We start from the raw sequence: 24,804 nt of genomic DNA on the forward strand, positions 1-24,804 counted from the left end.
TTAGTTATATGGCCGGACTACTCGCCAACTTCCGAAATACCATCATCGTCAGCACGATCCTGGCGCTGATCCTGATCGGCGCCTACGCCGCCGGGCCGCAGGGAACGGGCGCCGCCTTCTGGCAGGGCGTGTTCCGCTGGCTGCACGTGTTTTTCGGCATCCTGTGGATCGGGCTGCTGTACTATTTCAACTTCGTCCAGATCCGGAAGATGCCCGACATCCCGGCGGAGCTGAAGCCGGCCGTCTCCAAGTACATCGCCCCCGAGGCGCTGTTCTGGTTCCGCTGGGCCGCTGTGGCCACGGTCGTGATGGGCCTCGCCATCGCCGGCGTGCGCGGCTACTCGGCCGAGACCCTGTCGCTGGGTCTCGCCGGCGGCTACGACCCGACGCTCGATCGCCAGTACACCCTGCTGGGCCTGGGCATGTGGCTGGGCATCATCATGATGCTCAACGTCTGGGGCATCATCTGGCCGAACCAGAAGCGCGCCCTGGGCATCGTGGAGGCCGACGCCGACACCAAGGCCAAGGCCGCGCGGATGGCCATGCTGGGCTCGCGCACGAACCTGTTGCTGTCGATCCCGATGCTGGCCTCGATGACCATGTCGCAGACTGTCTTCGGCTAGACTGCGAGCAAGCTTTCGAGAAGGCCCGCCCTCGCGGCGGGCCTTTTTCGTTGTGAGGACCATGAGCGACGATCTCGACGACCTGATCCGGCGCGTGGACCCGGACCGTTGGCTCTCCAGCCGGTTCGTGGCCGACGCCGCCCTGCGCGCGGACGTTCTCGCCATCTACGCCTACGACCACGAACTCGCCCGCGCGCCCAAGGTGGCGTCCAACCCGATCCTCGGCGAAATCCGCCTGACCTGGTGGCGCGAGATGCTGGATGAAGCCTACGAGGGCCGGCCGGTGCGGCGCCACCCGACCGCCCAGGCGCTGGCCGCAACCATCGCCCGCCGGGAGCTTCCCCGCGAGCCGCTCGAGGCGATGATCGACGCGCGCTACCGCGAGCTGGACTCTGCGCCGATGCAGCCGAAGGAGGCCCTGGCCTGGGCGCGCGACACGGGCGGACGAGCGGCGGAACTCGCCGCCATGATCCTGGCGCCGGGCGAAGACCCCGGACCGGCGCGGGCAGGCGGGGCGGCTTGGGCCCTGGCGCGCCGGGCCGCCGAAGCGCCCGACCTGGCCGACATTTCACGGAGGACGACGGACGGCGCCCGCAAGGCCGTCCGTGCGCTCGCCGCCCAAGCCTTCCCAGCCGTCGCCCACGCGGCCATGGCGGGACGCCGACGCGGCCCGGTGTCCGACCGGCTGCGGGTGGTCTTCGCCGTCGCCCGCGGACGGATCTGACGGTTACTCGGCGGCCTCCAGCGCGGGGGCCCCCGCGGCCCAGGCCTTGAGATCGGCCAGGGCGCGCTCGCCCATCGCCCGCTTCTTCAGCCGGGTCTTCTCCTTGGCGCCCAGCCGGCGGCCCTCGGCGTCGCGCTTCGGGGCCTCCATCGGCGGCAGCAGGCCGTAGTTGATGTTCATCGGCTGGAAGCTGCCCTTGCCGCCCTCCAGATGGCCGCCGGTGATGTGGCCGACCAGACCGCCTAGGGCGGTGGTGGCGGGCGGCGCCTCGATCGGCCGCCCCAGGCGCTCGGCCGCGGCGAAGCGGCCCGCCAGCAGTCCGACGGCCGCGCTTTCCACATAGCCTTCCACGCCCGTCACCTGGCCCGCGAACCGCAGCCGGGGCTCAGCCTTCAGCCGCAGGTTCCGATCCAGCAGGCGCGGCGAGTTGATGAAGGTGTTGCGGTGCAGGCCGCCGAGCCGCGCGAACACGGCCTTTTCCAGCCCCGGGATCATCCGGAAGATCTCGGTCTGGGCGCCGTGCTTCAGCTTGGTCTGGAAGCCCACCATGTTCCACAGGGTGCCCAGGGCGTTGTCCTGGCGCAGCTGCACCACGGCATAGGCCTTCTCGTCCGGCTTGTGGGCGTTGGTCAGGCCCACCGGCTTCATCGGCCCGTGGCGCAGGGTCTCGCGGCCCCGTTCGGCCATCACCTCGATGGGCAGGCAGCCGTCGAAATAAGGGACGTGCTCCCAGTCCTTGAACTCGGACTTTGGGCCGGCCAGCAGGGCGTCGATGAACGCCTCGTACTGGTCCTTGTCCATCGGGCAGTTGATGTAGGCGGCCGCATCGCCCCCCGGGCCTTCCTTGTCGTAGCGCGACTGGCGCCACGCCACGCCCATGTCGATGGACTCGAAGTTCACGATCGGCGCGATGGCGTCGAAGAACGACAGCTGGCCCTCGCCGGTCAGGTCGAGGATCGCCTGGGACAGGGCTGGCGAGGTGAGGGGGCCGGTGGCCAGGATCACGCTGTCCCAGTCCGCGGGCGGCAGGCCCGCGACCTCTTCGCGCGCGATGGTCACCAGCGGATGGGCCTCCAGGCGCGCGGTGACGGCCTCGGAGAAGCCTTCCCGGTCCACGGCCAGGGCGCCGCCCGCCGGCACCTGATGGGCGTCGCCCGCGCTCATGATGATCGAGCCCAGCGCCCGCATCTCGGCGTGCAGCAGGCCCACGGCGTTGCCGGTCCAGTCGTCGGCGCGGAAGGAGTTGGAACAGACCAGCTCGGCCAGCTTGTCGGTCTGGTGCGCATCGGTGCCGCGAACAGGGCGCATCTCGTGCAGCACCACGGGCACGTCTGCCTGCGCGATCTGCCAGGCGGCCTCCGAGCCGGCCAGGCCGCCGCCCACGACGTGGATTGGGGTCATTGTCATGCGTGGCGTACTAGCAACGAACGGCAAGGATCGCGAGCGGGGCCTTGCACGCTTAACAGACCCGACGGCAAGGTTCGGCCGAAAGGCGCCCGCCGAGTCGGGCGCGGACCAGACAGGACGAATGACCAGGTTTTCTCCCAGCGACGCGGCCATGGAAGGCTTTCGCCTGACCAAGGAACACCCGGGCGTGATGCTCGCGTGGAGCGCGGTCTATTTCGGCGGCATTCTGCTGATCGCCATGGTCATGATGGCCACCCTGGGACCGCAGTTCATCACCCTGGCGCGCAAGGGCCAGCTCAGCTCCAACGACCTGGAGGAGGTGGCGAACCTGCTGGCGGCCTCCTGGCCCGCGTTCCTGCTGGTCCTGCTGATGACGGCGCTCCTGATGTCGATCATCGCGGCCGGCGTGATGCGCCTGGTCCTGCGGCCGGAGGAGCATGGGTTCGCGCACCTGAAGGTGGGGCGCACCGAGCTGAAGCTGACCGCCGCCAACCTGATCTGCATCGGCCTCTATGCCCTGTCGGTGGTCGTGGGCCTGGTGTTCACGGCCGGCGCCTCGCAGTTCGGCTCGGTGGGCGCCGTCCTGGCCGTCGCCCTGGTGCTGGTGTTCGGGATCTGGATCGGCGTGCGGCTGTCGCTGCTGCTGCCCACCGTATTCGAAACCGGCCGCGTTTCGCTGAAGCTGGCGTGGGCGCGGACCAAGGGCCATTTCTGGCCACTGTTCGGCATGATCGTCCTGGCGGTGATCTTCTACGTGATCGTCTGGATCCTCTTCAGCATCATCAGCTTCGCCGTCGTCGAGCTGTCGGGCGGCGAGTCGGCCATGCAGGACATCGGCCGCCTGACGCCGCTCACGGCCATCGCGGCGATGATCACCCTGGTGATGCAGTTGCTGCTGCAGGTGCTGCAGATCGTGATGATCTACGCGCCGTTCGCCGTCGCCTACCGCGAGCTGGTGCTGGAAGACACCGCGCCCGCGGAAGACTTCGCCTGAGCTAGGCCTGGGCGCTGGGGCGGGCGCTCACGCGCGCGTGCCAGGCCTTCAGGTTCGAGAACTCGTCCTCGAGCGGCAGCCCGATCCAGGTGGCGAAATCCACCGTGGACAGCAGACAGATGTCGGCCATGGAGTAGGTGTCGCCGGCGACGAAGGCCTTTCCATCCAACTCCCGGTCTAGCCATTTCTGGGCGCCCTTGTAGGTCTCGGCATTGGACTCGCCGAAGTCCTTGTACTGGGTCAGCAGGGCCGCCGTGAACTTGTGGGCGTGGCGCCAGTAGTTGCCGACCGGGCTCATCACCGTGAATTCGATCCGGCGGATCCACATGTCGATCAACGCCTGCTCCACCGGCGTGGTCCCGAACAGCGGCGGCTCGGGGTTGGTGGCCTCGAAATAGCGGCAGATCGAGACGGTCTCGGAGATGCAGGTCCCGTCATCCAGTTCCAGCGTCGGGATCTGGCCCATGGAGTTCTTGGCCCGGAACTCAGGGCTCTTGTGCTCCCGCTTCATCAGGCTGACGGGCGTCTCGGGAAGCTCGATCCCCTTCTCGGCCAGGAAGATGCGCACGCGCCGCGGATTCGGCGCCGGCATCGGCGCGCCATAGAGGATCATCTGCTCGTTCCACCCTGATGTTGTTCGGGTGAAGCTATTTCAAACGAATGTTCGGCGCCACCCCACCGGTGAGGCTTAGGCGCCAACCAGCCGCTTCTTCCGCTCGCCCTTGCGCTGGCGGTGGCGTTCCAGAAGCTCGCCGAGGTAGCGGCCGGTCCAGCTGCGCGGCTCGGCCGAAACCTGCTCAGGCGTGCCCTGGGCGACGATCTCGCCGCCGCCGTCGCCGCCCTCGGGGCCGAAGTCCACCAGCCAGTCGGCGGTCTTCACGACATCCAGGTTGTGCTCGATGACCACCACGGTGTTGCCCTGGTCGGCCAGTTCGTGGAGCACCTCGAGCAGCTTCTTCACGTCCTCGAAGTGCAGGCCGGTGGTGGGCTCATCCAGGATGTAGAGCGTCTTGCCGGTGGCCCGCCGCGACAGCTCCTTGCTGAGCTTCACCCGTTGGGCCTCGCCGCCGGACAGGGTCGTCGCCTGCTGGCCGACCTTCACATAGCCCAGGCCGACGCGCTTCAGCGTCTCCATCTTGTCCCGGATCGGCGGCACCGCCTTGAAGAACTCGGCGGCCTCCTCGACGGTCATGTCCAGGGTGTCGGCGATGCTCTTGCCCTTGAACAGGATCTCCAGCGTCTCGCGGTTGTAGCGGCGGCCATGGCAGACGTCGCAGGTCACGTAGACGTCCGGCAGGAAGTGCATCTCGATCTTGATCAGCCCATCGCCCTGGCAGGCTTCGCAGCGGCCGCCCTTGACGTTGAAGCTGAACCGGCCCGGCCCGTAGCCGCGCGCCTTCGCTTCCGGCAGGCCGGCGAACCAGTCGCGGATGGGTTGGAACGCCCCCGTATAGGTCGCCGGGTTGGATCGCGGCGTGCGGCCGATGGGCGACTGGTCGATGTCGATGACCTTGTCGAAGTTCTCCAGGCCCTCGATCCGCTCGTGCGGGGCGGGCGCGTCGGAGGCGTTGTGCAGCCGGCGGGCCGCGGCCTTGTACAGCGTCTCGATCGTGAAGGTGGACTTGCCGCCGCCGCTGACGCCCGTGATGCAGGTGAACGTGCCCACCGGGATCTCGGCGGTCACGTTCTTCAGGTTGTTGCCGGTCGCGCCGACGACGCGGATCACCTTCTTCTTCGAGATCGGTCGGCGATCATCGGGCACGGCGATCTCGCGGGTCCCGACCAGGTACTGGCCGGTGATGCTGTTCGGGTTCGCCATGATGTCGGCCGGCTTGCCCTCGGCGATGATCTCGCCGCCGTGGACGCCCGCCGCCGGGCCCATGTCGATCACGTGGTCGGCGGTGAGGATCGCCTCCTCGTCGTGCTCCACCACCAGCACCGAGTTGCCGAGGTCGCGCAGGCCCTTGAGCGAGGTCAGCAGCCGCGTGTTGTCGCGCTGATGCAGGCCGATGCTGGGCTCGTCCAGGACGTAGAGCACACCCGTGAGGCCCGAGCCGATCTGGCTGGCCAGGCGGATGCGCTGGCTCTCGCCCCCCGACAGGGTGCCGGACGAGCGGGACATGTTCAGGTAGTCGAGGCCGACGTTGACCAGGAACCGCAGGCGGTCGTTGATCTCCTTCAGGATCCGCCGGGCGATCTCCATCTGCTTATCGGTGAGCTGGCCTTCCAGGCCTTCGAACCACTCCTGGGCGTGGCGGATCGACAGGCGCGAGACCTCGCCGATGTGCTGGCCGGCGATCTTCACGGCCAGGGCCTCGGGCTTCAGGCGATAGCCCTCGCAGGCCAGGCACGGCGTCTCGGACTGGTAGCGGCCCAGCTCCTCGCGCACCCAGGCGCTGTCGGTCTCGCGCCAGCGGCGCTCCAGGTTCGGCAGCACGCCTTCGAAGGTCTTGTTGACCTCGTACTTGCGGGCGTTGTCGTCATAGACGAACCGGATCTTCTCGGAGCCGGAACCGTAGAGGACGACGTTCTTCGCCGGCTCGGGCAGCTTCCACCAGGGCTCGTCCATGGAGAAGCCGTAGTGGCGTGACAGCGCCTGCAGCGTCTGGGTGTAGAGCGGCGAGGGGCCCTTGGCCCAGGGCGAGATGGCGCCCTTGTGCAGGCTCTTGTCCTTGTCCGGCACCACCATGTCGGCGTCGAAGGCCAGCTTGGCGCCCAGGCCGTCGCAGACCGGACAGGCGCCGTAGGGATTGTTGAACGAGAACAGCCGCGGCTCGACCTCGCTGATCGTGAAGCCGGAGACCGGACAGGCGAACTTCTCGGAGAACAGCAGCCGCTTCGGCTCCTTCTCGCCTTCCGCCAGGTCGGCCCACTCGGCCACGGCGATCCCGTCCGCCAGCTTCAGCGCCGTTTCCAGGCTGTCGGCGTAACGAGCGTCCTGGCCGGGCTTAGTGACGATCCGGTCCACGACGATGTCGATGTCGTGCTTGAACTTCTTGTCGAGGGCGGGGGCGTCCTCGATCAGCATCAGCTCGCCGTTGACCTTCACCCGCTGGAAGCCGGCCTTCTGCCACTCGGCGAACTCCTTGCGGTACTCGCCCTTGCGGCCGCGCACCACCGGGGCCAGCAGGTTGAGCCGGGTCCCGTCGGGCAGGGCGTTCAGCTTGTCGACCATCATCGAGATGGTCTGGCTTTCGATCGGCAGGCCAGTGGCCGGCGAATAGGGCACGCCGACCCGCGCCCACAGCAGGCGCATGTAGTCGTGGATCTCGGTCACCGTGCCCACGGTGGAGCGCGGGTTGCGGCTGGTGGTCTTCTGCTCGATGGAGATGGCCGGCGACAGGCCCTCGATCAGGTCGACGTCGGGCTTGCTCATCAGCTCCAGGAACTGGCGCGCATAGGCCGACAGGCTCTCGACGTACCGCCGCTGTCCCTCGGCATAGATCGTATCGAAGGCGAGCGAGCTCTTTCCCGATCCGGAAAGGCCGGTGATCACCACCAGTTCGCCGCGCGGAATATCGACGCTGACGTCCTTGAGGTTGTGCTCGCGCGCACCGCGCACGCGGATGAGATTGTGCTGGTCGGCCATACTGTCCCGGAAACACGGAGAGCCCGCGGAAGGGTCCTTCCGCGAGGCCGCCTAATGTAGGTGACGGGACTCAGGGATAACACGGGAACGGACGGGGAACAAAGGGCCTGCGGCATCCCGCCCGGCGAGGCTGCTGACAGTACGCTGTCAGCAGGTTGGCGGACGATCAGCGGGTGCGGCGCAGTTCCAGGATGTCCAGCTTGGACTCATAGGCGGGCCACGGGAACGCGATCCGCCAGCGATCCTCGCCGATCCGGCGCACCTCGCCGATCAGATCCCGCTCGGGATCGGACCCATAGCGGGGCGTTCGAACCTCATCGCCGAGCGCCAGGACCCCCACGAACCGCGCCTTGCGCTTGCCGTCCGGACAGATCAGGCCGCTCTGCCGCTGCGAGCCGGTGGTCTTGCGCAGGATCAGGTCGCCCCCGGGCGTCAGGGTCACCTGGCACCTGAACCAGCCGTAGGCGATGTAGGGCAGCATGCCCTCGCTGGCGGCGCCCAGCTTGATGGTGCGGCACTGGTACCGGCCCGGCGTCGGCTGCGGACGGTTCAGGTCCACCCTGGGGTCGGCCACCGGACCCAGGCGGCGAAGCTCCTCTGCCGCGCCCCCTTTGATCGCCTCGTCGCGGCCGGCCTTCCACGCCATGTCGAGCCGCGAAAGGCGCTCGTGGTCGTCGCGCGTGGCGACACAGGTCATCTCCTGCGCCGCGGCCGTGGTCGCGAGCGCGCAGAGGGCGGGAACCAGGAAACGGATCATGGGCGAAGCGCCGCGGCGCAGGCGGTCAGAACCTGCGCTTGAAGGCTAGCTTCGTGGGCCCGAGGCGGAAACCCTGGTCGTCGGTCCAGGCGTCCTTCGCCTGCACGTCGATCTCGGGAGCATCGCCCGGGTCGATGGTGGCGTCGAGCTTCAGCGGCTTGCGCGCGGCTCGCGATACGACAGACGGTGTCGACCGCAGGGAGGTGGCGCTACGATCCAGGTTGAGGGCCGGAACGCGAGGCTGGCTGCGCATCTGCGGGGCGGAGGCGACCACGGTGGCGGGCCAGGCCTGGGCGAGGGCGGAGACCGGGGTGGCGGCGACTGCGGCGACGACCATCAGCAGCTTCAGGCGGCGGTCCAATTCATGTGCTCCAGCGTGTTACCGCCCGGCAGAACCCTTTCAGATCACTTTGGTTTCAGTTTGTTACGATCATCTTAGCGTCAGGCTCGGTCGATGCGCGCCGCATAGCAGCCGGCGCCCGCATAGTGGGCGTGCAGATAGGCTGTTTTGGGATCGGCCAGCAGGCGCGGAACCGCGTCCGCCAGCTCGGCCGTGGGCACGAGGTCGGCGTCGACCATCATGCCCGCCGCGTCGAACGCCCGCAGCGACAGGAACTTGCGGGCCCGGAACGCCGGCGGGATCTCGCCCGGCGCAAACGTGGTGTCCGTCGCCATCTCGCGAACGAAGATCGCGTGGCGCGAGCGGAAGGGCGTGTCGGCGGGCTGGTGTTCGTAATTGAGCAGCAGGACGCTCTCGCCGACCTCGGCGTCGGCCAACGTCACGCGACAGGGCGCTCCGGGCCCCTCGACGGTCTGCCGGAGGATCCCACGCGCTGCGAGCTCGCCGCTCGAGAGCGCGAAGAGGGGGCGGAATTGCGCGACGGGCAGGGCCCTGACGACGAACGACATCTCTTGGGGTCTCCTTGTTCGCCCGGAACATCGGACCGTCGCCCACCTAAGCCAATGTGGCGGCGTCAACACATGTCCGAAAGCCGCCGAACGCGTCAGGCCGCGTCGTGGAAGATGACGCCCAGCGTGTGGCGCCGGCCGGCCCTCAGGCGGCTCACGCCGTGCCGCAGGTTCACGCGATAGACGCCGCGCGCGCCGGTGACTGGCCGGTGGTGGACCGGAAAGACCACCGCGTCGCCCTGGCGCAGCGGCACGACCTCGGCGCGCGACTGCATCCGCGGCCGCTGTTCGGTCAGGACGAACTCGCCGCCCTCGAAATCGCGGCCCGGTTCGGACAACAGAACGGCGACCTGCAGCGGAAAGACGTGCTCGCCGTAGAGGTCCTGGTGCAGGCAGTTGTAGTCGCCGGGGCCATAGCGGAGGAGGAGGGGCGTGGGCCGCACCTGTCCTGCGGCATGGCAGCGCGCGAGGTACTCGTCATGGGCGGCCGGATACCGCGCCCGCTCGCCCAGGGCGGCGTTCCACCGGTTGGCGATCTGCGCCAGCGGCGGGTACAGGCCGGCCCGGAGCTCGGCGATGGGCTCGGGGAGGGGATAGGCGAAATATCGGTACTCCCCCTTGCCGAACCCGTGCCGGGCCATGGTCACGGTGGAGCGGAAGCCTTCTCCGTCATAGCGTGCGGCCATGGCGTCGGACGCGGCCGGGGACAGCAGGCCGGGCACAAGGGCGCAGCCGTGGGCGTTGAGGTCCCGTTCCGCGGCGCCCCAGTCGATGTCGTCGATCCTCATGCGCCGGACATGGCCGCCCCTCCGCCCGGAGCCAACCCTACGCGCGGATGGCGCGTCCGGATTGCGCCACCGGCAAGGCCCGCCTAGATAACGCGCTCCGCCAATGAAGGAGCAGGCCGATGCGGCTGACGCTGGACAACCCGACCGCCCGTTGTGTCCACGCCGCCGAGATCGCCCATGTCTTCGCCCTTCGTCACGCTGGACGCCCTCAGCGCCGCCACGCCTGACGGCCGCCCTCTCTTCGACAACCTGACCCTCAGCTTCGGAGCCGAACGCTCAGGCCTCGTCGGCCGCAATGGCGTGGGCAAGTCGACGCTGCTGCGGATCATCTCCGGCGAACTGTCGGCCAGGTCCGGCGCCGTCGCCGTGCGCGGACGCCTGGGCTGCCTGCGCCAGATGCTCAAGCCGCCGCCCGACGCCAGCGTCGCGGACATCATGGGCTTCAGCCCGGCCCTGGCGCGCCTGCGCCGCATCGCGGCGGGGGAGGGCTCCGCCGACGATCTCGCCGAGGCGGACTGGACGCTGGAGACCCGGCTTGATGCGGCTCTGGCTGACGTGGGCCTCAGCGGCCTCGATTCGGCGCGCCCGGCGGCGTCGCTGAGCGGCGGCCAGGTGACCCGCGCCATGCTTGCCGGCCTGATCGCCGCCGAGCCCGATCTGCTGATCCTGGACGAGCCGACCAACAACCTCGATGCCGAGGCCCGCACCCTCGTGGCGGATGTCCTCGGGCGGTGGCGCGGCGGCGCCATCGTGGTCAGCCATGATCGGGCGCTGCTGCGCCGGATGGACCGGATCGTCGAGCTGACGACCCTGGGCGCCCAGGTCTATGGCGGCGGATACGACCTCTATGCCGCGCGCAAGGCCGAGGCGGAAGCCGCCGCCGCCCGGGAGCTCGCCAACGCCCAGAAGGCGGCCGCCCGCGTGGCGCGCGAGGTCCAGCTGACGGCGGAGCGACGGCAGCGCAAGGACGCGGCCGGCAAGCGCGCCCGGGCCAAGGGCGATGCGCCCAAGATCCTCCTCGACGCCCGGCAGCAGCGCGCTGAGGCGACCGGCGCCCGCGAGCGCCACGTGGCGGACCGGCTGACGTCAGCCGTGGCCGAGGCCCAGGCCGCCGCCGAGGCCAGGGTGGAACGGGTGCGCCGCCTGGCCTTCGAGCTTCCGCCCTCGGGCCTCGCCGCGGGCAAGATGGTCCTGGCGCTGGACGGCGTCGGTTTCGGCTATCCGGGCCAGCCGCCTCTGTTGACCGAGCGGTCGCTGCGGATCGCCGGTCCCGAACGCGTGGCCGTCTCGGGCCCCAACGGGTCGGGCAAGACCACGCTCATCCGGCTGGCCGCCGGCGAGCTTCAGCCCGCCGCCGGCACGGTCGTCCGAGGCGTCGGGGCGGCCTTCCTGGACCAGCAGGCCGCGCTGCTCGGCGACGACGCCACCCTGGTCGCCGCCTTCCGCAGGCTGAACCCGGCTTCCGGCGACAACGCCGCCCGCGCCGCGCTCGCGCGGTTCCTGTTCCGCAACACCGCCGCCGACAAGCCGGTGGCGTCCTTGAGCGGCGGCGAGCGCCTGCGTGCCGCGCTGGCCTGCGTGCTGCTCGGCGACCGGCCACCCCAGCTTCTGATCCTGGACGAGCCCACCAACCACCTGGACCTGGACTCCATCGGCGCCGTCGAAGCCGCGCTTGCGGGCTACGACGGCGCCTTGCTGCTTGTCAGCCACGACCGCGAGTTCCTCGAGGCCGTGGGGGTGCAGCGGGAGATCGCGCTGGGCTAGCCGATCCCCTCGCTGAGCACGACGATCGCGTCCGAGCCGGCGATGCGGTCTTCGGCGATCCTCTGGTACTCGGGCGAGGCCGCCCAGGTGCGGGCGGCGGCGGCGTCGTCGAACGCCAGGACGACCAGCTTGCGCCCGTCCCAGTCGCCCTCCATCGCCTCGGGCTGCTCGTCCGAGACCAGCAGCCGCCCGCCGTACCGCCGCAGCACGGGCATGAAGCCCGCAGCATAGCGGTCGTAGGGCTCGCGGTCATGGATGGCCACGCGCGCCACGACGTACGCCGTCATGCCGCCACCTGCTTTCGAACCACGCGGAAGACCGCGTTGGCGCGCGCGCAGGGCTGGCCGTCGGCGGTGACGAAGGCCTGGGTGAAGCACAGCGTGCGCCCCGGGTTCACGAACACCGTGTCGAACTCCAGCCACTGGCCCACGAGCGCCGAGCCCAGGAAGTCGACGGTGAGGTTCACCGTCACCAGGCTGGCCAGGTCGCCCAACCTGCGCGCGCACGAGAGCCCCATCGCCGCGTCGGCGATCGACGAGATCAGGCCGCCGTGGACGAAGCCGCGGCTGTTGCAGTGGTCGTCCCGCACCCGCAGGCCGAGGATGACCGTATCGCCCGAATGCCGCCGCCAGATCGGTTCCCAAGGGCGGGTGGCGGGCGCGCTGCGGTCGTGGCGTTCGAAGCCGGCCGGGATGTCGATTGAGCCCTCCATCACGCGGCCGCCAGTCGCGCCAGGCTCTCGAGCGTGCCTTGGCAGGCCCGGGCGGCCTCGGCGCCCTTGAGACGGAAGTGGTCGTGGAAGAAGGCGTTGTGGACCTCGGTCTCCTGGTAGTGGTGGGGCGTCAGCACGACCGAAAACACCGGCGTCTCCGTGTCGAGCTGCACGCGCATCAGCGCCTGGACCACGGTCGTGGCCACGAAGTCGTGGCGGTAGATCCCGCCATCCACCACGAATGCCGCGCCGACGATGGCGGCGTAGCGGCCGGTGCGGGCCAGCGTCTGGGCGTGCAACGGGATCTCGAAGGCTCCGGGCGTCTCGAAGCGCTCGACGGTCTCGGGCGGGAAGCCCAGGCGTTCGAACTCCTCGACGAAACCCACATGGGCCTGGCGCACGATGTCCGCGTGCCAGAGCGCGTGGACGAAGGCGATGCGGCCGGCGCGGAAGGCGCCGTTGGCGGTGGGGAACTCCAGCGTGGGCTTGGAGGCAGCTTGGGTCATGGTCTTCTCCCTGACCGGGTTCAAAGGACCACGACTCAGGGGGCAGGCCGCGCACACGGGGGACGGAGTCCGCCCCTCGCGACACGACCGTTCTCATAACCGGACTATGACCGTCGGCCCCGGGATCGCACCGGGTCTGCTCGTCCCTTCCAGCCGAAGCCGGAAAGCGCCCGCGGGCTCGTCCCCCGAAGGGGCATTACCGCCGGTGGGGAGTTTCACCCCGCCCTGAGAACGTAGACCGCCGGCACATCCGACGGCCCGACCAGCATAGGCGCCTTCCGCCGCGCGAAACAAGTGTTTGAAATGAACTCTTGGGGGTTGTGCCGTCCCGATCCCGTCCACAGCTAAGCCTCGATCTGGAGGAGGCTTCCCATGTTCGACCACCTGTCCCTCGGCGTGCGCGATCTCGCGGCGGCGCGCGAGTTCTACGACGCCTTCTTCGCGCCGCTGGGGGCTGCGGTGTCGTCCGCGAGCGCCAGGGAGCTGGCCTATGGTCCGGGCGGGCAGGCGGGGTTGTTCTATCTCTACCCGGTCAGCGGCGAGCAGGTGGCGGGCCTGGGCGCCCACCTGGCCTTCACGGCCGACAGCCGCGTGGCGGTCGACGAGGCCTATCGGCAGGCGTTGGCGCACGGCGCGACGGCGATCCGCGCCGCCGGCCCGCATCCCGACGTCGCGCCCGGCTACTACGGCTGCGTGATCCTGGATCCCGACGGCAACAAGCTGGAGATCGTCGCCGGCGCCATTCACTGACCGCGGCGCGTCGGCCGCGGTCCTGGGGCGCTAGGCGCGCTTGTTGAGCGTGATCGCCGTGGCCGACGCCCCGCCCGCCTGGACGCCGCCGGCGCCATAGACGCTGGCCTGGCTGCGCTGGCTGGCGACCTCCTCGGCAATGCACCTGACCAGGCCCTCGGTGACCGTACGCGCCGCCTCGATGGCGCGACCCTGGCGCGCCAGCACGGCGTCGAAGGCCTCGGTCGCGCGGATCAGGCGCGTGCGGGCCTCCAGCGGGGCGGCGTCCACCAGGCGGCGGTCGGCGCGGACGCGGGTGCTCTCGTGCCGGTAGAGGTTGGCGAGGCGCGAGGTCTCCTCCATCAGCACCGCGGCGTCCTGCGGCCGGCGTTGCTCGAACGCCAGGGCCTGCTGGGCGATCAGCTCGGTCAGGCGCTCGGTCAGGATGATCAGCTGGTCGACGCGGTCGGCGGCGTCTGTCGCGGCGATGGCCATTACTGGAGCCCCTGCAACTTCAGGATTTCACGCTGGACGGTGTCGGCCAGGCCGATGCCGCCGGACTTGGCGACCTGCTTGCCCATGGCCTCGGTCATCAGCGAGCGGAACATCTCCTCGCCCGCGCCGCCGCCGAAGGGCCCGTCCGTCTCCAGGCCCTGGAACATGTGCTGGAACATGGTCGACAGGAACTGGGCCTCGAACTTCTGGCCGGCGTCCCGCGCCTTCGACGTGGCGAGATCGGCGGTGGTGGCCTGGACGGTGGGCGTCAGCAGGTTGGGCGAGATCGTCGGCGGCGAGATCGGACCGGCCATCACATCACCTCGATTTCGGCCTGCAGGGCGCCCGCGGCCTTGATGGTCTGCAGGATGGAGATCATGTCGCGCGGCGTGACGCCCAGGGCGTTCAGGCCGGCCACCAGGTTGGCCAGCGACGCGCCCGACCGCACGGTCAGGAACTGCCGGCCGGTCTCCTCCGAGACGCTGATGTCCGACTGCGGCACCACCGTGGTCTCGCCGCCGCGGGAGAAAGCGCCCGGCTGGCTGACCGCCGGCTGTTCGCGCACCGTGATGGTCAGGTTGCCCTGCTGGATCGCGACCGTGGAGACCCGCACGGCGTCGCCCATGACGATCACGCCGGCCACCTCGTCGATCACCACCTTGGCGCCGTTGTCCGGCTCGACGGTCAGGTTCTCGACCTGGGCCATGAAGCTCACCATGTCCTGGCCCGCCGGCGGGCGGATCGAGACGATGGTCGGGTTCTCGGCCACCGCGGAGCCTGCGTAGGCGAGGTTGATCACGTCGGCGATGCGCCGGGCGGTGGTGAAGTCGGGATTGCGGAGCGTCATCCGCATCTGGCCCATGTTGGCCAGCCGGAAGCCGATCTCGCGCTCGACGCTCGCGCCCCCGGCGATGCGGCCGGCGGTGGGAACGCCCTTCAGCACCGTCGAGCCCGAGGCGCCGCCCGCGCTGACCGAACCGGTCTGCACCGTGCCCTGGGCGACGGCGTAGGCCTGGCCATCGGCGCCCATCAGCGGCGTCACCAGCAGCGTGCCCCCCAGCAGGCTCTTGGCGTCGCCCAGCGCCGAGACCGCGGCGTCGATCTGGGCGCCTGGGGCCGCGAAGGGCGGCAGCTTCGCGGTCACCATGACCGCGGCCACGTTCTTGGTGTTCAGGTTGGCGTCGCGGACGTTGACCCCCAGGCGTTCGAGCATCGCCTCGAGGCTCTGGCGCGTGAACGGCGCGTTGCGGAGCGCATCGCCTGTCCCGTTCAGCCCGACGACGATGCCGTAGCCGACGAGCTGGTTCTCGCGTACGCCCTCGAACTCGACGATGTCCTTGATGCGGGACTTGGCGAGCGCCGGCTGGGCCGCGAAGGCTGCGGCGGCGAGAATGAGGACGGAGAGGAGTCGGACCGGACGCATGTCGACCTTCGGGCGCAAATGTTCGCGAACCCCAACGCCAGAACCGTGCCAACCGGAAAGCGTAATGAAATCAGAAGATCGAGCGGCGGGTGGGCAGTTTCGACTAGGCAGAAAAAGCCGCCCGTTAACCATGCTTCAAGCTTGCGCGCCGATGGTGCCCACTGAGAGTAGAGGACTGGCGTCCATCCCATGAAAGTCACCGGAACAGGCGGTCTGTCGCAGGCGTCGGGCGCCAAGCCCGCCGCGCGGGCGGGCGGCGGCGCGGGCTTCCAATTGTCGGGCGTGTCCGCGCCCGCGGCGCCGACCCAGGTCTCCGGCGCCTCCGGGGTCTCCAGCGTCATGGGCGTGGAGGCGCTCCTGGCCCTGCAGGACGTGGAATCGCCGACCGAGCGCAAGCGCCGCTCCGTCCGGCGCGCCAGCCGGCTCCTCGATCAACTTGACGGCATCAAGGTGGCGCTTCTGGGCGGGGAATTGTCGCAGAGCCAGCTCGACAGCCTGGCCCGCGCCGTACGCGAGCAGCGCTCGGCGACGGAGGATCCGCAGCTGGAGGCGGTTCTTGACGAGATAGAAACCCGTGCGGCGGTAGAGTTGGCGAAGCTGGAGGCGGCACGTGGCGGTGGATAAGAGTCCGCGGCGCTTCGGCGGCGTTGAAACCATCGGTCGTTTTGCTATACAGCCGGCGCGTGTCTCAGGGGTACCAGGGGGCGTGAGGTTTTCATGAAAACAGCCACGGTTTTGGCTGAGAGTCCTGACTACCGTCCTTCCGAGGACGAGGAGTTCATGAACGAGCGTCAGCTTGAGTATTTCAAGCAGAAGCTTCTGGCGTGGAAAGAAGACATCCTCCGCGAATCTCGCGAGACGCTGTCCCATCTCCAAAAGGAAACTGAGAACCACCCGGACCTTGCGGACCGGGCGTCCTCGGAGACCGATCGCGCTCTTGAGCTTCGCACGCGGGACCGTCAGCGTAAGCTCATCTCCAAGATCGACGAGGCCCTGCGCCGGATCGAGGACAATTCGTACGGCTATTGCGAAGAGACCGGGGAGCCCATCGGGCTGGCCCGCCTCGACGCGCGGCCGATCGCGACCCTGAGCCTCGAAGCCCAGGAGCGGCATGAGCGCCGCGAGCGCGTCCACCGCGACGACTGATCGCCGGCTGCCGCTGAGCCGTAGCGGGTCGCCGGATTGACGGCGGCGCGGCGCATCCGTCGAGATGCAGCGGCCACCGGCCGCAGATCCATGCGTTATGGCCCCGCGAACTGGCGGGAGATGCGCAATGGTGAAGGTTCTGGGTATCGACCATCTGGCCATCCGGGTGAGCGACTTCGCCGCCTCGAAGGCCTTCTACGAAAAACTGTTCGCCTTCCTGGGGTTCGAGGTGCTCGACGCGTTCGAGGACGCCATGGGCTGGACCAACGGCTCGACCCGCTTCTGGATCGGCCAGGCGGAGGAGGGGCGTCGTCACCGTCACCACACCGGCGACGTGGGCTTCCACCACTATGCGTTCGAGCTGCAAAGCCGCGCCGAGGTGGATGAGCTGGAGGCGTTCGTGAAGAGCCTGGGCGCCACCATCGTCGACCCGGCGGGCGAGTATTACGAGGACTACTACGCCGTCTTTTTCCTCGACCCCGACGGGCTGAAGCTGGAAGGGATGAAGTACGGGGAGCGGACCGCCCAGGCCAAAGCCGGCGGTTGAGGTTTTGCTCAGACCTTCGATCCTATATATGCTCAAAATGAGCATTAGTCCGGACGGGAGCTGTCGGTGACGCAGGCGTTCCACTCGATCCACGCGCACGGCTTTGTCCGCGCGGCCGTGTGCACGCCCGCCGTGCTGCCGGGGGATCCCGGCTTCAACGCGGCCGAGACCCTGCGCATGGCGCGCCAGGGCGACGTCGAGAGCTGCGACCTGATGCTGTTTCCGGAGCTTGGGCTGTCGGCCTACGCGATCGACGACCTGTTCCTGCAGGACGCCCTGCTGAAGCGGGTTGAGGCGGAGATCGCCGCCCTGTGCGAGGCGAGCAAGACGCTGAAGCCGGTGCTGATCGTCGGTGCGCCGGCGGTGGCGAACGGCCGGCTCTACAACTGCGCCATCGCCATCTCACGCGGCCGGATCCTGGGCGTGACGCCGAAAAGTTTCCTGCCCAACTATCGGGAATATTACGAGAAACGCTGGTTTGCACCGGGCGCGGGTCTCGCGGGGCTGGAGATCCGCCTGGCGGGCCAGAACGTCCCCTTCGGCACGGACCTGATCTTCGAGGCCGAGGACCTGGCGGACTTCGTCTTCCACCTGGAGATCTGCGAGGACTTCTGGGCGCCGCAGCCGCCCTCGACCGCTGGGGCGATGGCGGGCGCCCTGATCCTCTGCAACCTGTCGGCCTCGAACATCGTGGTGGGCAAGGCCGACGATCGCGAGATCCTCTGCGCCAGCCAGTCCATGCGCTGCCAGGCCGCCTATCTCTATTCGGCCGCGGGGCCGGGCGAGAGCACCACCGACCTCGCCTGGGACGGCCAGGCCTCGATCCACGAACTGGGCCGACGCTTGGCCCAGACCGATCGTTTCCCGGCCGCCTCGCAGATGGCGGTGGCCGACATCGATGTGGAGCGCCTGCGCCTGGAGCGGATGCGCACGCCCACCTTCAATGACGGCGCCGTCGCCGCCGGCCATCCCGAGACCCGCTTCCGGCGCATCCGCTTCGCGCACCAGCCGCACTTCGACGACGTGGGCCTGATCCGGCCGCTGGACCGCTTCCCGTTCGTGCCCGACGATCCCGCGCGCCTGGACAAGGACTGCTATGAGGCCTTCAACATCCAGGTCCAGGGGCTGGCTAAGCGCATCCAGGCCACGAAGTCCCAGCACATCGTCATCGGCGTCTCAGGCGGCCTCGATTCCACCCACGCCCTGATCGTCGCCGCCAAGGCGTTCGATGCGGTCGGGCTGCCGCGCGAGAACATCCTGGGCTTCACCCTGCCGGGCTTCGCCACCAGCGAGGGGACCAAGTCGAACGCCTGGGCGCTGATGAAAGGCCTGGGGGTGACCGGCGAGGAGATCGACATCCGGCCGACCGCGCGCCTGATGCTGGAGGAGATGGGCCATCCGTTCGCCGGCGGCGAGCCGGTCTACGACATCACCTTCGAGAACGTGCAGGCGGGCCTGCGCACCGACTACCTGTTCCGCCTGGCCAATCAGCGGAACGGCTTCGTCCTGGGCACCGGCGACCTGTCGGAGCTGGCGCTGGGGTGGTGCACCTACGGCGTCGGCGACCAGATGAGCCACTACAACGTCAACGGCTCGCTGGCGAAGACCCTGATCCAGCACATGATCCGTTGGGTGGTGAAGACCCGGCAGTTCGACGAGGGGCCGTCGGCGACCCTGCTGTCGATCCTGGGGACTGAGATCTCGCCGGAGCTGGTGCCTGCCGACGCGAGCGGCGCGATCCAGAGCACCCAGGCCAAGGTCGGTCCCTACGAGCTGCAGGACTTCAACCTGTTCTACATCACCCGCTTCGGCCTGCGTCCGTCGAAGGTGGCCTTCCTGGCCTGGCACGCCTGGCGCGACGTGGCGCGGGGAGACTGGCCCGAGAACTTCCCCCAGGAGGCGCGCAACGCCTACGACCTGGCGACCATCAAGCGGTGGCTGGGCGTGTTCCTGTTCCGCTTCTTCGAGATCAGCCAGTTCAAGCGCTCGGCCATGCCCAACGGACCCAAGGTGATCTCGGGCGGCGCGCTCAGCCCCCGCGGCGACTGGCGCGCCCCCAGCGACGGCAACGCCCGCGTCTGGCTGGACGAGTTGGAAGCGGGGGTTCCGTAGAAGGCGGGCGTCAGCGGACGCTCGGCTGCCAGGCGCCGCCGCGGCCGGTCCGGCGTTCGGACCAGTAGCGAACCAGCCGGCGGTACAGCGGGACCACGCCGTCGACCCAATAGCCGAACGGAACGTCCTTATGGATGCGGTGCAGTTCTTCCATGACCATCTCCCGTCGAGGGGTTGTCTTCGAAGGAGAAGATGATCGTCTGCGGGCTTCTGTTCAAAGCGGTTCTACTGCTGTATCCATAAGGCATACTTATGCCAGACCCGCTCGCCACCCTGCCGCTCAGCGCCATCCGCGTGTTCGAGGCCGCCGCCCGGCTCGGCAGCTTCACGCGCGCCGCGGAGGAGCTGGGCATGACCCAGGCGGCGGTGAGCTGGCAGGTGAAGGCGCTGGAGACGCGGCTGGATCAGCCCCTGTTCCGCCGCCTGCCGCGCGAGGTGGCCCTGACGCCGGCGGGCGAGCGTCTGGCCCGCGGGGCCGCCGAGGCCATGAGCGCCTTGCGCAGCGCCGTCGGCGACATCGCGGAGAGCGGCGCGGGCGTGCTCTCGATCACCGTCCTCAACACCTTCGCCACCCAGTGGCTGGCCCCGCGGCTGGGCGCCTTCCAGGTGGCCCATCCGGAGATCGCCGTGCGCCTGGATTCCTCGCAGCGGCTGGTCGACCTGACGCGGGAGACGTTCGACGTCGGCATCCGCGGCGGCCGGAATGGGCAGTGGCCCGGTCTGGAGTCGCTGTTCCTGTTCCCCTCCGCCCAGACCGTGCTCGCGACGCCGAAGGTGATGGAGGCCCTCGGGCCCGATCCACGCCCGGAGGACCTGCTGAAGGTGGAGTGTGTGGGATCCCAGGCGGAGTGGGCCGCCTGGTACGCCAATGCCGGGGTGGTCCGCGGCGCGCCCGAGCTGGGCGGAGGGCCTCGGATCACCGCCGACACCCAGGTGCTGGAAGTCGCGACGGCGGTGGCGAACGGCGCGGCGGCCATCGGCTCGCCCGTGATGTTCGGGGCCGATATCGCCGCCGGGCGCCTGGTCCAGCCCTTCGAGATCTATATCGGCGACGAGGGCGGCTATTGGCTGGCCTACGCCGAAGACCGCCGCAGGGCGCGCAAGATCGCAGCCTTGCGCGCCTGGCTTCTCGACCAGGTCCAGGCCGATCCCGCGGCCCAGCGCCAGCTTCGGAGGCGAGGGCTGTAGGGGGTCTTGCGCCTATCCCCGGCGGCCGACCGCGGCTTCGGACGGAAAGGGCTCGCGCCCCTGGCCCAGCAGGGCGGGCACCACCTCGTCGACGGTCTCGACCGAGACCCAGGCCTTCATGAAGTCCGGCGGCGTCAGCCTCTCGTCCACCGTGTGCTGGAACAGCTTGAACAGCGGCTCCCAGAAGCCGCGCGGATTGTAGAACACCACCGGCTTGGCGTGCAGGTCCAGGCGCCGCCACGACAGCAGCTCGACCACCTCCTCCAGGGTGCCGATGCCGCCCGGCAGGATCACGAAGCTGTCGGACCGCTGGAACATGAGCATTTTCCGCTCATGCATGTTGTCGACGATGATGTGCTCGACCATCTCGAGCGCGCGTTCCTTGCCCACCAGGAAGGTGGGGATGATCCCCAGCACCTGGCCGCCGGCGTGGTGCGCGCCCCGCGCCACGGCGCCCATCAGGCCGACGCCGCCGCCGCCGTAGACCAGCTTGATGCCCGCGTCGGCCAGGGCCTTGCCCAGAGCTCCGGCCGCATTGAGGAATTCCGCGTCCGCCTCGTCGGAGGAGCCACAGAAGACACAGGCTGATTCCAGGCGTTGGCTCCGACGCCGCATACGCAGTACTCCAGGGAAATCTCATGGGGCCGCTTGCCGTCACGGCGCGCAAGCCCAATTAGCTAGGCTCAGGGTTAAGGAGTTTCGGACACGTCGTGAAGAGGGCCCCGCGTTACATCCTTGCCCGTCCTGTGGACGCGCCGGCGTCCGGGGCCTGAAGCTTGGTCCACGCCCACATGGCCCACTCCCGGTTCAGCGGACCGGGCGCCGTCGAGCCGGAGAAGGCGCGCTTCGACTTCTGGCGGTCCATGGCCGATCTGGGCGCGCTGGTCATGCGTTCCGGCGCGCCGCAGCTGCGCCTGCGGATCGCGGCCGCCCTGGTGCTGGTCTTCGTCGGCAAGCTGTGCGGCGTCCTCGCGCCCGTCATGCTGGGCGACGCCATCAACACCCTGACGCCGGCCCAGCAGGGCGGGGTGGTGCTGGGCGCCAGCTTCATCGGCCTGGCCATCGCCTTCGCGGCCCTGCGGCTGGTGGCGGCCTGCGCCCCCTTCGCCCGCGACGCCGTCTTCACCCGCGTCTCCCAGTCCACCATGGCCCGCGCGGCGGTGGAGAGTTTCGGCCACGCGCTCTCCCTGTCGCTGGACTTCCACCAGACCAAGCAGAGCGGGACCCTGTCGCGCGTCATCGACCGCGGGGCGCGCTCGACCGACTTCCTGATCCGCAGCCTGATCTTCAGCCTCGGCCCCACGTTCGTCGAGCTGATCCTGGCCATCGCCGTGATGGTGGTGCGGCTCGACTGGCGCTTCGCCATCACCGCCTTCGCCACCCTGGTCTTCTATGCGGTGGTGACGTTCAAGATCACCGACTGGCGCCTGTCGCACCGGCGCGACCTCAACGAGGCGGAGAACCGCGCCGCGGGCCTCTCGGCCGACGCCCTGATCAACTACGAGACCCTGAAGGCCTTCGGCGCCGAGACCCGGCTGGTGGACAGCTACGGCCAGGCCATGAGCCGCTACGTGGACGCCAGTTCCAGGGCCAACGGCTCGCTGAACCTGCTCAACGCCGCCCAGTCCCTGATCCTGAACGTGGGTCTGGCGGCGATGACGGTGATGGCCGGCTACGAGGTCACCGGCGGGCGGCTCCAGGTGGGCGATATCACCATGGCGATCCTGCTGCTGTCGGGCCTCTATGCGCCTCTGGGGATGCTGGGCTTCCAGTACCGCGAGATCCGCCAGGGCCTGATCGACATGGAGCAGATGGTCGACCTGCAGCAGATCCGCCCCGACATCGTCGATGCCCAGGCCGCGCGGCCCCTGCCGCCGGCCAGCGGACAGGGGGCGGCCATCGCCTTCGAGGACGTCAGCTTCCGGCACGACGCCCGCTCTTCCGGCCTGCTGGGCGTCAGCTTCTCGGCCCAGCCCGGCCAGACCGTCGCCCTGGTGGGCCCGTCGGGCGCCGGCAAGACCACCGCGGTCCGCTTGGCCATGCGGTTGCTGGACCCCCAGGAAGGCCGCGTGACCATCGACGGCGTCGACATGCGGGAAGTCCGCCAGGCCGAGCTGCGCCGCGCCGTGGCGCTGGTGCCGCAGGACGTGGCCCTGTTCAACGACACCCTCTTCGCCAACATCGCCTTCGCCCGGCCGGACGCCAGCGCCGAGGAGGTGCGGGCCGCCGCCGACGCGGCCGAGCTCGGTCCCTTCATCGACGGCCTGCCCGGCGGGATGCAGACGCGGGTGGGCGAGCGGGGCCTGAAGCTGTCGGGCGGCGAGCGCCAGCGCGTCGGCATCGCCCGGGCCCTGCTGGCCAATCCGCGGCTGCTGATCCTGGATGAGGCGACCAGCGCCCTGGACGGCCCCACCGAGGCCGCGATCCAGGAGACCCTGCGCAAGGTGAAGGCCGGGCGCACCACCCTGGTGATCGCCCACCGCCTCTCCACCATCGTCGACGCCGACCAGATCGTGGTCCTGCGCCGCGGCCGGATCGTGGAGCGCGGGACCCACGCCGAGCTCCTCGCCAACCAGGGCGAGTATGCCGCCCTCTGGCGGCGCCAGACCCGCGAGGCTTAAGCCGGCCGGGGCGCGTGCAGCGGCGGCAGCTCGCCGCGGCTGACCGCCAGGCCCAGGGCCAGGCTGTGGCCGATCATCCGCGACTTCTCGATGAACAGCTCCGCCGGCTCCGGCGGGCACACCTCGCGCGCGGTGCGGGCGAAGAGGTCCAGCCACAGGGCGAAATGCTCGTTCCGGATATCGGGGCGCCGCGCGTGGGCCGCCATGGGCGAGCCCTTGAACCGCCCCGTCATCAGCAGCACCGAGGACCAGAAGTCGCAGAGCTTGGCCAGGTGCTCGTCCCAGTCGTCGATGGCGGCGTTGAAGATCGGGCCCAGAACGGGATCCAGGCGCACGCGTCCGTAGAACGTGTGCACCTGGGCCTTGATCAGGTCCTCGTCGATCCCGGCGGCGACGCCGGGACCGATGCGGAGCTTGCCGTCCATCAGGCGGCCTCGCGCCAGTGGGGCTCGAGCTGCTGGTGCGGCCAGGCGGCGGGGATGATCACCGGCTCGCTGATGCCCGCCAGCTCGTTGGCGAAGCCGTGGTTCACGTCGCGGTGGTGGGCCTCGTCCGCCCGCACCACCTCAACCACGTCGCGGAGGGTGGCGTCCTCCGGCAGGCCCCAATACCGCTTGGCCAGCTCGGGCGCGGCGACGTTGGGCGAGCGGCCCTCGTCGATCTCGGCGAGATAGTGGGTGTAGCTGACCACCGCCTCTTCCTCGAAATAGCCGACCACCCGGTGCGCCGTCTTCGGCGAGATCAGGTAGAGGCCGAAGAAGAACAGGTAGAACACCCACTGCGCCGCCACGACCACGAAGCGCTCGAACGCCGTCGGCTTGGCCACCTCGATGAAGGTCATCAGGTGCATCCGCTCGTTCTCGGCCTCGTCCATCAGCGTCTTGATCCAGCCGCGGTCGTCGCACATCCGGCGCAGGCACTTCAGGTGGTTGAGCGTCGCGCCGACCATGCCCGGCACCGCCGCGACGGTCTCCAGCACCACCGCCCGGTGGCCATAACGCTTGGCGAAGAAGGTGTCGGCGCAGAACCGCAGCGCCTTGACGAAGCCGAACGCGATCCGGTCGGAAGCGCCCTTCGGCCGATGGGTGACGGTGAGGTCCACGATCGGGGCAGGCATCGGAAATCCCTTGAAAACCTGGCGGCCGGGGGAGGCGACCGCTCTTGGGATCGAGATAGCCAACCGCGCCGTCCGCAACCATTCGGGACCGTCCCCTACGTGTCGCTACGGAGACTTGGCCGCAAGGCTCAGGCGATCGCCTTGCCCATCCGCACCAGCGGGACCGGGGAGCCGCCGCGGGCGTCCTCGATGGTCTCGATGTCCTCATAGCCGCACTGGCTGTAGAGCGCGCGGCCGGAGAGCGTGGCCATCAGCTCCACCCGCCTGAACCCCTCGGCCCGGGCCGCCGCCTCGCAGAGGTCGAGGATCAGCCGGCCGACGCCCCGGCGGGCGAAGTCGGGGTGGGTGTACATGGCCCGCACCCGGGCCGCCTCGGTGGCGGGATCCAGAAGGGCGGCGTCGCGGCCCGGCGTATGGTCGCCGCCGTAGAGGGTCGCCCGCCGGCTCCAGCCGCCGCAGCCGGCGATCCGCCCATCCGCCTCGACCACGAAATAGGTGCCGTCCAGCAGGAGCTGGCGGTCCAGGCCCATGATCATGCGGCTGGACTCGATCTGGGCCGGGTCCAGGAAGCCGCGCTGGAGCTCGGCGATGGCAGCCTCCATCACCTCGGCCAGCGCCGCGGCGTCCTTAGGGTCGGCGATGCGGTGCGTCAG

At 69.5% G+C, this 24,804-nt stretch carries 29 protein-coding genes and 1 riboswitch; of the genes, 11 read left to right on the plus strand and 18 right to left on the minus strand.

Annotated features, from left to right (window positions below; all coding sequences use genetic code 11):
* The first annotated feature begins 8 nt into the window (after nucleotides 1–8).
* Together AX721_RS01380 and AX721_RS01385 are read left to right on the plus strand one after the other, a co-directional pair.
* Nucleotides 9–623, plus strand: a complete 615-nt coding sequence (locus AX721_RS01380) for a hypothetical protein (RefSeq protein ID WP_068874133.1) — start codon at nucleotides 9–11, stop codon at nucleotides 621–623.
* A 61-nt stretch (nucleotides 624–684) separates the two neighbouring features.
* Entirely contained in the window at nucleotides 685–1,347 is a 663-nt protein-coding gene (locus AX721_RS01385) for a squalene/phytoene synthase family protein (protein ID WP_068874134.1), read from the plus strand.
* A gap of 3 nt (nucleotides 1,348–1,350) precedes the next feature.
* Here the strand turns inward: AX721_RS01385 and trmFO are convergent, their stop codons facing one another.
* Nucleotides 1,351–2,754, minus strand: a complete 1,404-nt coding sequence (gene trmFO / locus AX721_RS01390) for a methylenetetrahydrofolate--tRNA-(uracil(54)-C(5))-methyltransferase (FADH(2)-oxidizing) TrmFO (RefSeq protein ID WP_068874135.1) — start codon at nucleotides 2,752–2,754, stop codon at nucleotides 1,351–1,353.
* A 121-nt stretch (nucleotides 2,755–2,875) separates the two neighbouring features.
* On the opposite strand from trmFO, the gene AX721_RS01395 reads away from it, so the two are divergent.
* Nucleotides 2,876–3,748 carry a hypothetical protein gene (locus tag AX721_RS01395; RefSeq protein ID WP_156466952.1) on the plus strand — a complete coding sequence of 291 codons (873 nt, stop codon included), beginning with the start codon at nucleotides 2,876–2,878 and terminating at the stop codon, nucleotides 3,746–3,748.
* Nucleotide 3,749: 1 nt separating this feature from the next.
* Here AX721_RS01395 and AX721_RS01400 read toward each other — a convergent pair whose 3' ends face one another.
* The 6 genes from AX721_RS01400 to AX721_RS01425 form a co-directional block, all read right to left on the minus strand.
* Nucleotides 3,750–4,361, minus strand: coding sequence for a glutathione S-transferase family protein (locus AX721_RS01400; RefSeq protein WP_068874137.1), 612 nt, complete (start codon nucleotides 4,359–4,361; stop codon nucleotides 3,750–3,752).
* A gap of 75 nt (nucleotides 4,362–4,436) precedes the next feature.
* Nucleotides 4,437–7,337 (minus strand): excinuclease ABC subunit UvrA, encoded by a 2,901-nt coding sequence (gene uvrA, locus AX721_RS01405; RefSeq protein WP_068874138.1) that lies wholly within the window; start codon nucleotides 7,335–7,337, stop codon nucleotides 4,437–4,439.
* A gap of 166 nt (nucleotides 7,338–7,503) precedes the next feature.
* Nucleotides 7,504–8,094, minus strand: coding sequence for a DUF4893 domain-containing protein (locus AX721_RS01410; protein ID WP_068874139.1), 591 nt, complete (start codon nucleotides 8,092–8,094; stop codon nucleotides 7,504–7,506).
* A 25-nt stretch (nucleotides 8,095–8,119) separates the two neighbouring features.
* The gene (locus tag AX721_RS01415; protein WP_068874140.1) at nucleotides 8,120–8,455 is read right to left on the minus strand and encodes a hypothetical protein; all 336 of its coding nucleotides are present in this window, start codon (nucleotides 8,453–8,455) and stop codon (nucleotides 8,120–8,122) included.
* Between the two features lie 80 nt (nucleotides 8,456–8,535).
* Nucleotides 8,536–9,003: a DUF1203 domain-containing protein gene (locus AX721_RS01420; RefSeq protein ID WP_068874141.1), complete on the minus strand. Its 468-nt coding sequence runs from the start codon at nucleotides 9,001–9,003 to the stop codon at nucleotides 8,536–8,538.
* A 95-nt stretch (nucleotides 9,004–9,098) separates the two neighbouring features.
* Complete coding sequence (locus tag AX721_RS01425; RefSeq protein ID WP_068874142.1) at nucleotides 9,099–9,791, minus strand: 2OG-Fe(II) oxygenase; 693 nt, start codon at nucleotides 9,789–9,791, stop codon at nucleotides 9,099–9,101.
* Between the two features lie 177 nt (nucleotides 9,792–9,968).
* Between AX721_RS01425 and AX721_RS01430 the strand changes: the two genes are divergently transcribed.
* Nucleotides 9,969–11,555 (plus strand): ABC-F family ATP-binding cassette domain-containing protein, encoded by a 1,587-nt coding sequence (locus AX721_RS01430; RefSeq protein WP_068874143.1) that lies wholly within the window; start codon nucleotides 9,969–9,971, stop codon nucleotides 11,553–11,555.
* Here the strand turns inward: AX721_RS01430 and AX721_RS01435 are convergent.
* The 3 genes from AX721_RS01435 to AX721_RS01445 are packed head-to-tail and all read right to left on the minus strand — an operon-like array spanning nucleotide 11,552 to nucleotide 12,773.
* Entirely contained in the window at nucleotides 11,552–11,842 is a 291-nt protein-coding gene (locus AX721_RS01435; RefSeq protein WP_068874144.1) for a DUF1330 domain-containing protein, read from the minus strand. The two genes, AX721_RS01430 and AX721_RS01435, sit on opposite strands and share 4 nt — an antisense overlap.
* Entirely contained in the window at nucleotides 11,839–12,267 is a 429-nt protein-coding gene (locus tag AX721_RS01440; protein WP_068874145.1) for a PaaI family thioesterase, read from the minus strand. The genes AX721_RS01435 and AX721_RS01440 overlap by 4 nt, the downstream gene beginning before the upstream one ends.
* Nucleotides 12,267–12,773: a 6,7-dimethyl-8-ribityllumazine synthase gene (locus AX721_RS01445; protein ID WP_068874146.1), complete on the minus strand. Its 507-nt coding sequence runs from the start codon at nucleotides 12,771–12,773 to the stop codon at nucleotides 12,267–12,269. The genes AX721_RS01440 and AX721_RS01445 overlap by 1 nt, the downstream gene beginning before the upstream one ends.
* Nucleotides 12,774–12,858: 85 nt before the next feature.
* Nucleotides 12,859–13,010: riboswitch (FMN riboswitch) on the minus strand.
* 135 nt (nucleotides 13,011–13,145) lie between these two features.
* On the opposite strand from AX721_RS01445, the gene AX721_RS01450 reads away from it, so the two are divergent.
* The gene (locus AX721_RS01450) at nucleotides 13,146–13,523 is read left to right on the plus strand and encodes a VOC family protein (RefSeq protein ID WP_068874147.1); all 378 of its coding nucleotides are present in this window, start codon (nucleotides 13,146–13,148) and stop codon (nucleotides 13,521–13,523) included.
* 30 nt (nucleotides 13,524–13,553) lie between these two features.
* On the opposite strand, the gene AX721_RS01455 is transcribed toward AX721_RS01450, so the two are convergent.
* The 3 genes from AX721_RS01455 to AX721_RS01465 are packed head-to-tail and all read right to left on the minus strand — an operon-like array spanning nucleotide 13,554 to nucleotide 15,420.
* Nucleotides 13,554–13,997 (minus strand): flagellar basal body protein, encoded by a 444-nt coding sequence (locus AX721_RS01455; RefSeq protein ID WP_068874148.1) that lies wholly within the window; start codon nucleotides 13,995–13,997, stop codon nucleotides 13,554–13,556.
* Nucleotides 13,997–14,311, minus strand: a complete 315-nt coding sequence (locus AX721_RS01460; protein WP_068874149.1) for a rod-binding protein — start codon at nucleotides 14,309–14,311, stop codon at nucleotides 13,997–13,999. The genes AX721_RS01455 and AX721_RS01460 overlap by 1 nt, the downstream gene beginning before the upstream one ends.
* Complete coding sequence (locus tag AX721_RS01465; protein ID WP_068874150.1) at nucleotides 14,311–15,420, minus strand: flagellar basal body P-ring protein FlgI; 1,110 nt, start codon at nucleotides 15,418–15,420, stop codon at nucleotides 14,311–14,313. The genes AX721_RS01460 and AX721_RS01465 overlap by 1 nt, the downstream gene beginning before the upstream one ends.
* A gap of 189 nt (nucleotides 15,421–15,609) precedes the next feature.
* Between AX721_RS01465 and AX721_RS01470 the strand changes: the two genes are divergently transcribed.
* From AX721_RS01470 to AX721_RS01485, 4 genes are all read left to right on the plus strand, one after another.
* On the plus strand, nucleotides 15,610–16,044 hold the full coding sequence (locus AX721_RS01470) for a flagellar assembly protein FliX (RefSeq protein ID WP_068874151.1): 435 nt from the start codon (nucleotides 15,610–15,612) through the stop codon (nucleotides 16,042–16,044).
* Nucleotides 16,045–16,137: 93 nt separating this feature from the next.
* Complete coding sequence (dksA, locus tag AX721_RS01475) at nucleotides 16,138–16,566, plus strand: RNA polymerase-binding protein DksA (RefSeq protein ID WP_068874152.1); 429 nt, start codon at nucleotides 16,138–16,140, stop codon at nucleotides 16,564–16,566.
* 127 nt (nucleotides 16,567–16,693) lie between these two features.
* A complete protein-coding gene (locus tag AX721_RS01480; RefSeq protein ID WP_068874153.1) occupies nucleotides 16,694–17,113 on the plus strand; it encodes a VOC family protein in 420 nt (139 codons plus the stop codon).
* Nucleotides 17,114–17,179: 66 nt separating this feature from the next.
* On the plus strand, nucleotides 17,180–19,225 hold the full coding sequence (locus AX721_RS01485) for an NAD(+) synthase (protein ID WP_082765612.1): 2,046 nt from the start codon (nucleotides 17,180–17,182) through the stop codon (nucleotides 19,223–19,225).
* A gap of 10 nt (nucleotides 19,226–19,235) precedes the next feature.
* Here the strand turns inward: AX721_RS01485 and AX721_RS27190 are convergent, their stop codons facing one another.
* Nucleotides 19,236–19,379 carry a hypothetical protein gene (locus AX721_RS27190; RefSeq protein WP_156466953.1) on the minus strand — a complete coding sequence of 48 codons (144 nt, stop codon included), beginning with the start codon at nucleotides 19,377–19,379 and terminating at the stop codon, nucleotides 19,236–19,238.
* Nucleotides 19,380–19,477: 98 nt separating this feature from the next.
* Between AX721_RS27190 and AX721_RS01490 the strand changes: the two genes are divergently transcribed.
* Complete coding sequence (locus tag AX721_RS01490) at nucleotides 19,478–20,413, plus strand: LysR substrate-binding domain-containing protein (RefSeq protein ID WP_068874155.1); 936 nt, start codon at nucleotides 19,478–19,480, stop codon at nucleotides 20,411–20,413.
* Nucleotides 20,414–20,425: 12 nt separating this feature from the next.
* Here AX721_RS01490 and AX721_RS01495 read toward each other — a convergent pair whose 3' ends face one another.
* Complete coding sequence (locus tag AX721_RS01495; protein WP_068874156.1) at nucleotides 20,426–21,028, minus strand: TIGR00730 family Rossman fold protein; 603 nt, start codon at nucleotides 21,026–21,028, stop codon at nucleotides 20,426–20,428.
* A gap of 176 nt (nucleotides 21,029–21,204) precedes the next feature.
* On the opposite strand from AX721_RS01495, the gene AX721_RS01500 reads away from it, so the two are divergent.
* Complete coding sequence (locus AX721_RS01500; protein WP_068874157.1) at nucleotides 21,205–23,034, plus strand: ABC transporter ATP-binding protein/permease; 1,830 nt, start codon at nucleotides 21,205–21,207, stop codon at nucleotides 23,032–23,034.
* Here the strand turns inward: AX721_RS01500 and AX721_RS01505 are convergent.
* The 3 genes from AX721_RS01505 to AX721_RS01515 form a co-directional block, all read right to left on the minus strand.
* Nucleotides 23,031–23,459: a group III truncated hemoglobin gene (locus AX721_RS01505; protein ID WP_068874158.1), complete on the minus strand. Its 429-nt coding sequence runs from the start codon at nucleotides 23,457–23,459 to the stop codon at nucleotides 23,031–23,033. The two genes, AX721_RS01500 and AX721_RS01505, sit on opposite strands and share 4 nt — an antisense overlap.
* Nucleotides 23,459–24,151 carry an alternative oxidase gene (locus tag AX721_RS01510; protein WP_068874159.1) on the minus strand — a complete coding sequence of 231 codons (693 nt, stop codon included), beginning with the start codon at nucleotides 24,149–24,151 and terminating at the stop codon, nucleotides 23,459–23,461. The genes AX721_RS01505 and AX721_RS01510 overlap by 1 nt, the downstream gene beginning before the upstream one ends.
* A 128-nt stretch (nucleotides 24,152–24,279) precedes the next feature.
* A complete protein-coding gene (locus tag AX721_RS01515; protein WP_068874173.1) occupies nucleotides 24,280–24,753 on the minus strand; it encodes a GNAT family N-acetyltransferase in 474 nt (157 codons plus the stop codon).
* Between the last annotated feature and the right edge of the window lie 51 nt (nucleotides 24,754–24,804).

The sequence above is a fragment of the Phenylobacterium sp. CCH9-H3 genome (assembly GCF_001557235.1).
Classification (GTDB): domain Bacteria; phylum Pseudomonadota; class Alphaproteobacteria; order Caulobacterales; family Caulobacteraceae; genus Phenylobacterium.

Bases quoted from the DNA above. Each gene is read 5' to 3' on its own strand.
- AX721_RS01465 (WP_068874150.1), bottom strand. From the start codon at position 15,420: ATGCGTCCGGTCCGACTCCTCTCCGTCCTCATTCTCGCCGCCGCAGCC.
- AX721_RS01500 (WP_068874157.1), top strand. From the start codon at position 21,205: ATGGCCCACTCCCGGTTCAGCGGACCGGGCGCCGTCGAGCCGGAGAAG.
- AX721_RS01515 (WP_068874173.1), bottom strand. From the start codon at position 24,753: ATGGAGGCTGCCATCGCCGAGCTCCAGCGCGGCTTCCTGGACCCGGCC.
- AX721_RS01510 (WP_068874159.1), bottom strand. From the start codon at position 24,151: ATGCCTGCCCCGATCGTGGACCTCACCGTCACCCATCGGCCGAAGGGC.
- AX721_RS01420 (WP_068874141.1), bottom strand. From the start codon at position 9,003: ATGTCGTTCGTCGTCAGGGCCCTGCCCGTCGCGCAATTCCGCCCCCTC.
- AX721_RS01440 (WP_068874145.1), bottom strand. From the start codon at position 12,267: ATGGAGGGCTCAATCGACATCCCGGCCGGCTTCGAACGCCACGACCGC.
- AX721_RS01395 (WP_156466952.1), top strand. From the start codon at position 2,876: ATGACCAGGTTTTCTCCCAGCGACGCGGCCATGGAAGGCTTTCGCCTG.
- AX721_RS01505 (WP_068874158.1), bottom strand. From the start codon at position 23,459: ATGGACGGCAAGCTCCGCATCGGTCCCGGCGTCGCCGCCGGGATCGAC.
- AX721_RS27190 (WP_156466953.1), bottom strand. From the start codon at position 19,379: ATGGAAGAACTGCACCGCATCCATAAGGACGTTCCGTTCGGCTATTGG.
- AX721_RS01400 (WP_068874137.1), bottom strand. From the start codon at position 4,361: ATGATCCTCTATGGCGCGCCGATGCCGGCGCCGAATCCGCGGCGCGTG.
- AX721_RS01480 (WP_068874153.1), top strand. From the start codon at position 16,694: ATGGTGAAGGTTCTGGGTATCGACCATCTGGCCATCCGGGTGAGCGAC.
- AX721_RS01445 (WP_068874146.1), bottom strand. From the start codon at position 12,773: ATGACCCAAGCTGCCTCCAAGCCCACGCTGGAGTTCCCCACCGCCAAC.
- AX721_RS01455 (WP_068874148.1), bottom strand. From the start codon at position 13,997: ATGGCCATCGCCGCGACAGACGCCGCCGACCGCGTCGACCAGCTGATC.
- AX721_RS01450 (WP_068874147.1), top strand. From the start codon at position 13,146: ATGTTCGACCACCTGTCCCTCGGCGTGCGCGATCTCGCGGCGGCGCGC.
- AX721_RS01425 (WP_068874142.1), bottom strand. From the start codon at position 9,791: ATGAGGATCGACGACATCGACTGGGGCGCCGCGGAACGGGACCTCAAC.
- AX721_RS01470 (WP_068874151.1), top strand. From the start codon at position 15,610: ATGAAAGTCACCGGAACAGGCGGTCTGTCGCAGGCGTCGGGCGCCAAG.
- AX721_RS01430 (WP_068874143.1), top strand. From the start codon at position 9,969: ATGTCTTCGCCCTTCGTCACGCTGGACGCCCTCAGCGCCGCCACGCCT.
- uvrA (WP_068874138.1), bottom strand. From the start codon at position 7,337: ATGGCCGACCAGCACAATCTCATCCGCGTGCGCGGTGCGCGCGAGCAC.
- AX721_RS01385 (WP_068874134.1), top strand. From the start codon at position 685: ATGAGCGACGATCTCGACGACCTGATCCGGCGCGTGGACCCGGACCGT.
- AX721_RS01410 (WP_068874139.1), bottom strand. From the start codon at position 8,094: ATGATCCGTTTCCTGGTTCCCGCCCTCTGCGCGCTCGCGACCACGGCC.
- AX721_RS01460 (WP_068874149.1), bottom strand. From the start codon at position 14,311: ATGGCCGGTCCGATCTCGCCGCCGACGATCTCGCCCAACCTGCTGACG.
- AX721_RS01380 (WP_068874133.1), top strand. From the start codon at position 9: ATGGCCGGACTACTCGCCAACTTCCGAAATACCATCATCGTCAGCACG.
- trmFO (WP_068874135.1), bottom strand. From the start codon at position 2,754: ATGACAATGACCCCAATCCACGTCGTGGGCGGCGGCCTGGCCGGCTCG.
- AX721_RS01495 (WP_068874156.1), bottom strand. From the start codon at position 21,028: ATGCGGCGTCGGAGCCAACGCCTGGAATCAGCCTGTGTCTTCTGTGGC.
- AX721_RS01435 (WP_068874144.1), bottom strand. From the start codon at position 11,842: ATGACGGCGTACGTCGTGGCGCGCGTGGCCATCCATGACCGCGAGCCC.
- dksA (WP_068874152.1), top strand. From the start codon at position 16,138: ATGAAAACAGCCACGGTTTTGGCTGAGAGTCCTGACTACCGTCCTTCC.
- AX721_RS01490 (WP_068874155.1), top strand. From the start codon at position 19,478: ATGCCAGACCCGCTCGCCACCCTGCCGCTCAGCGCCATCCGCGTGTTC.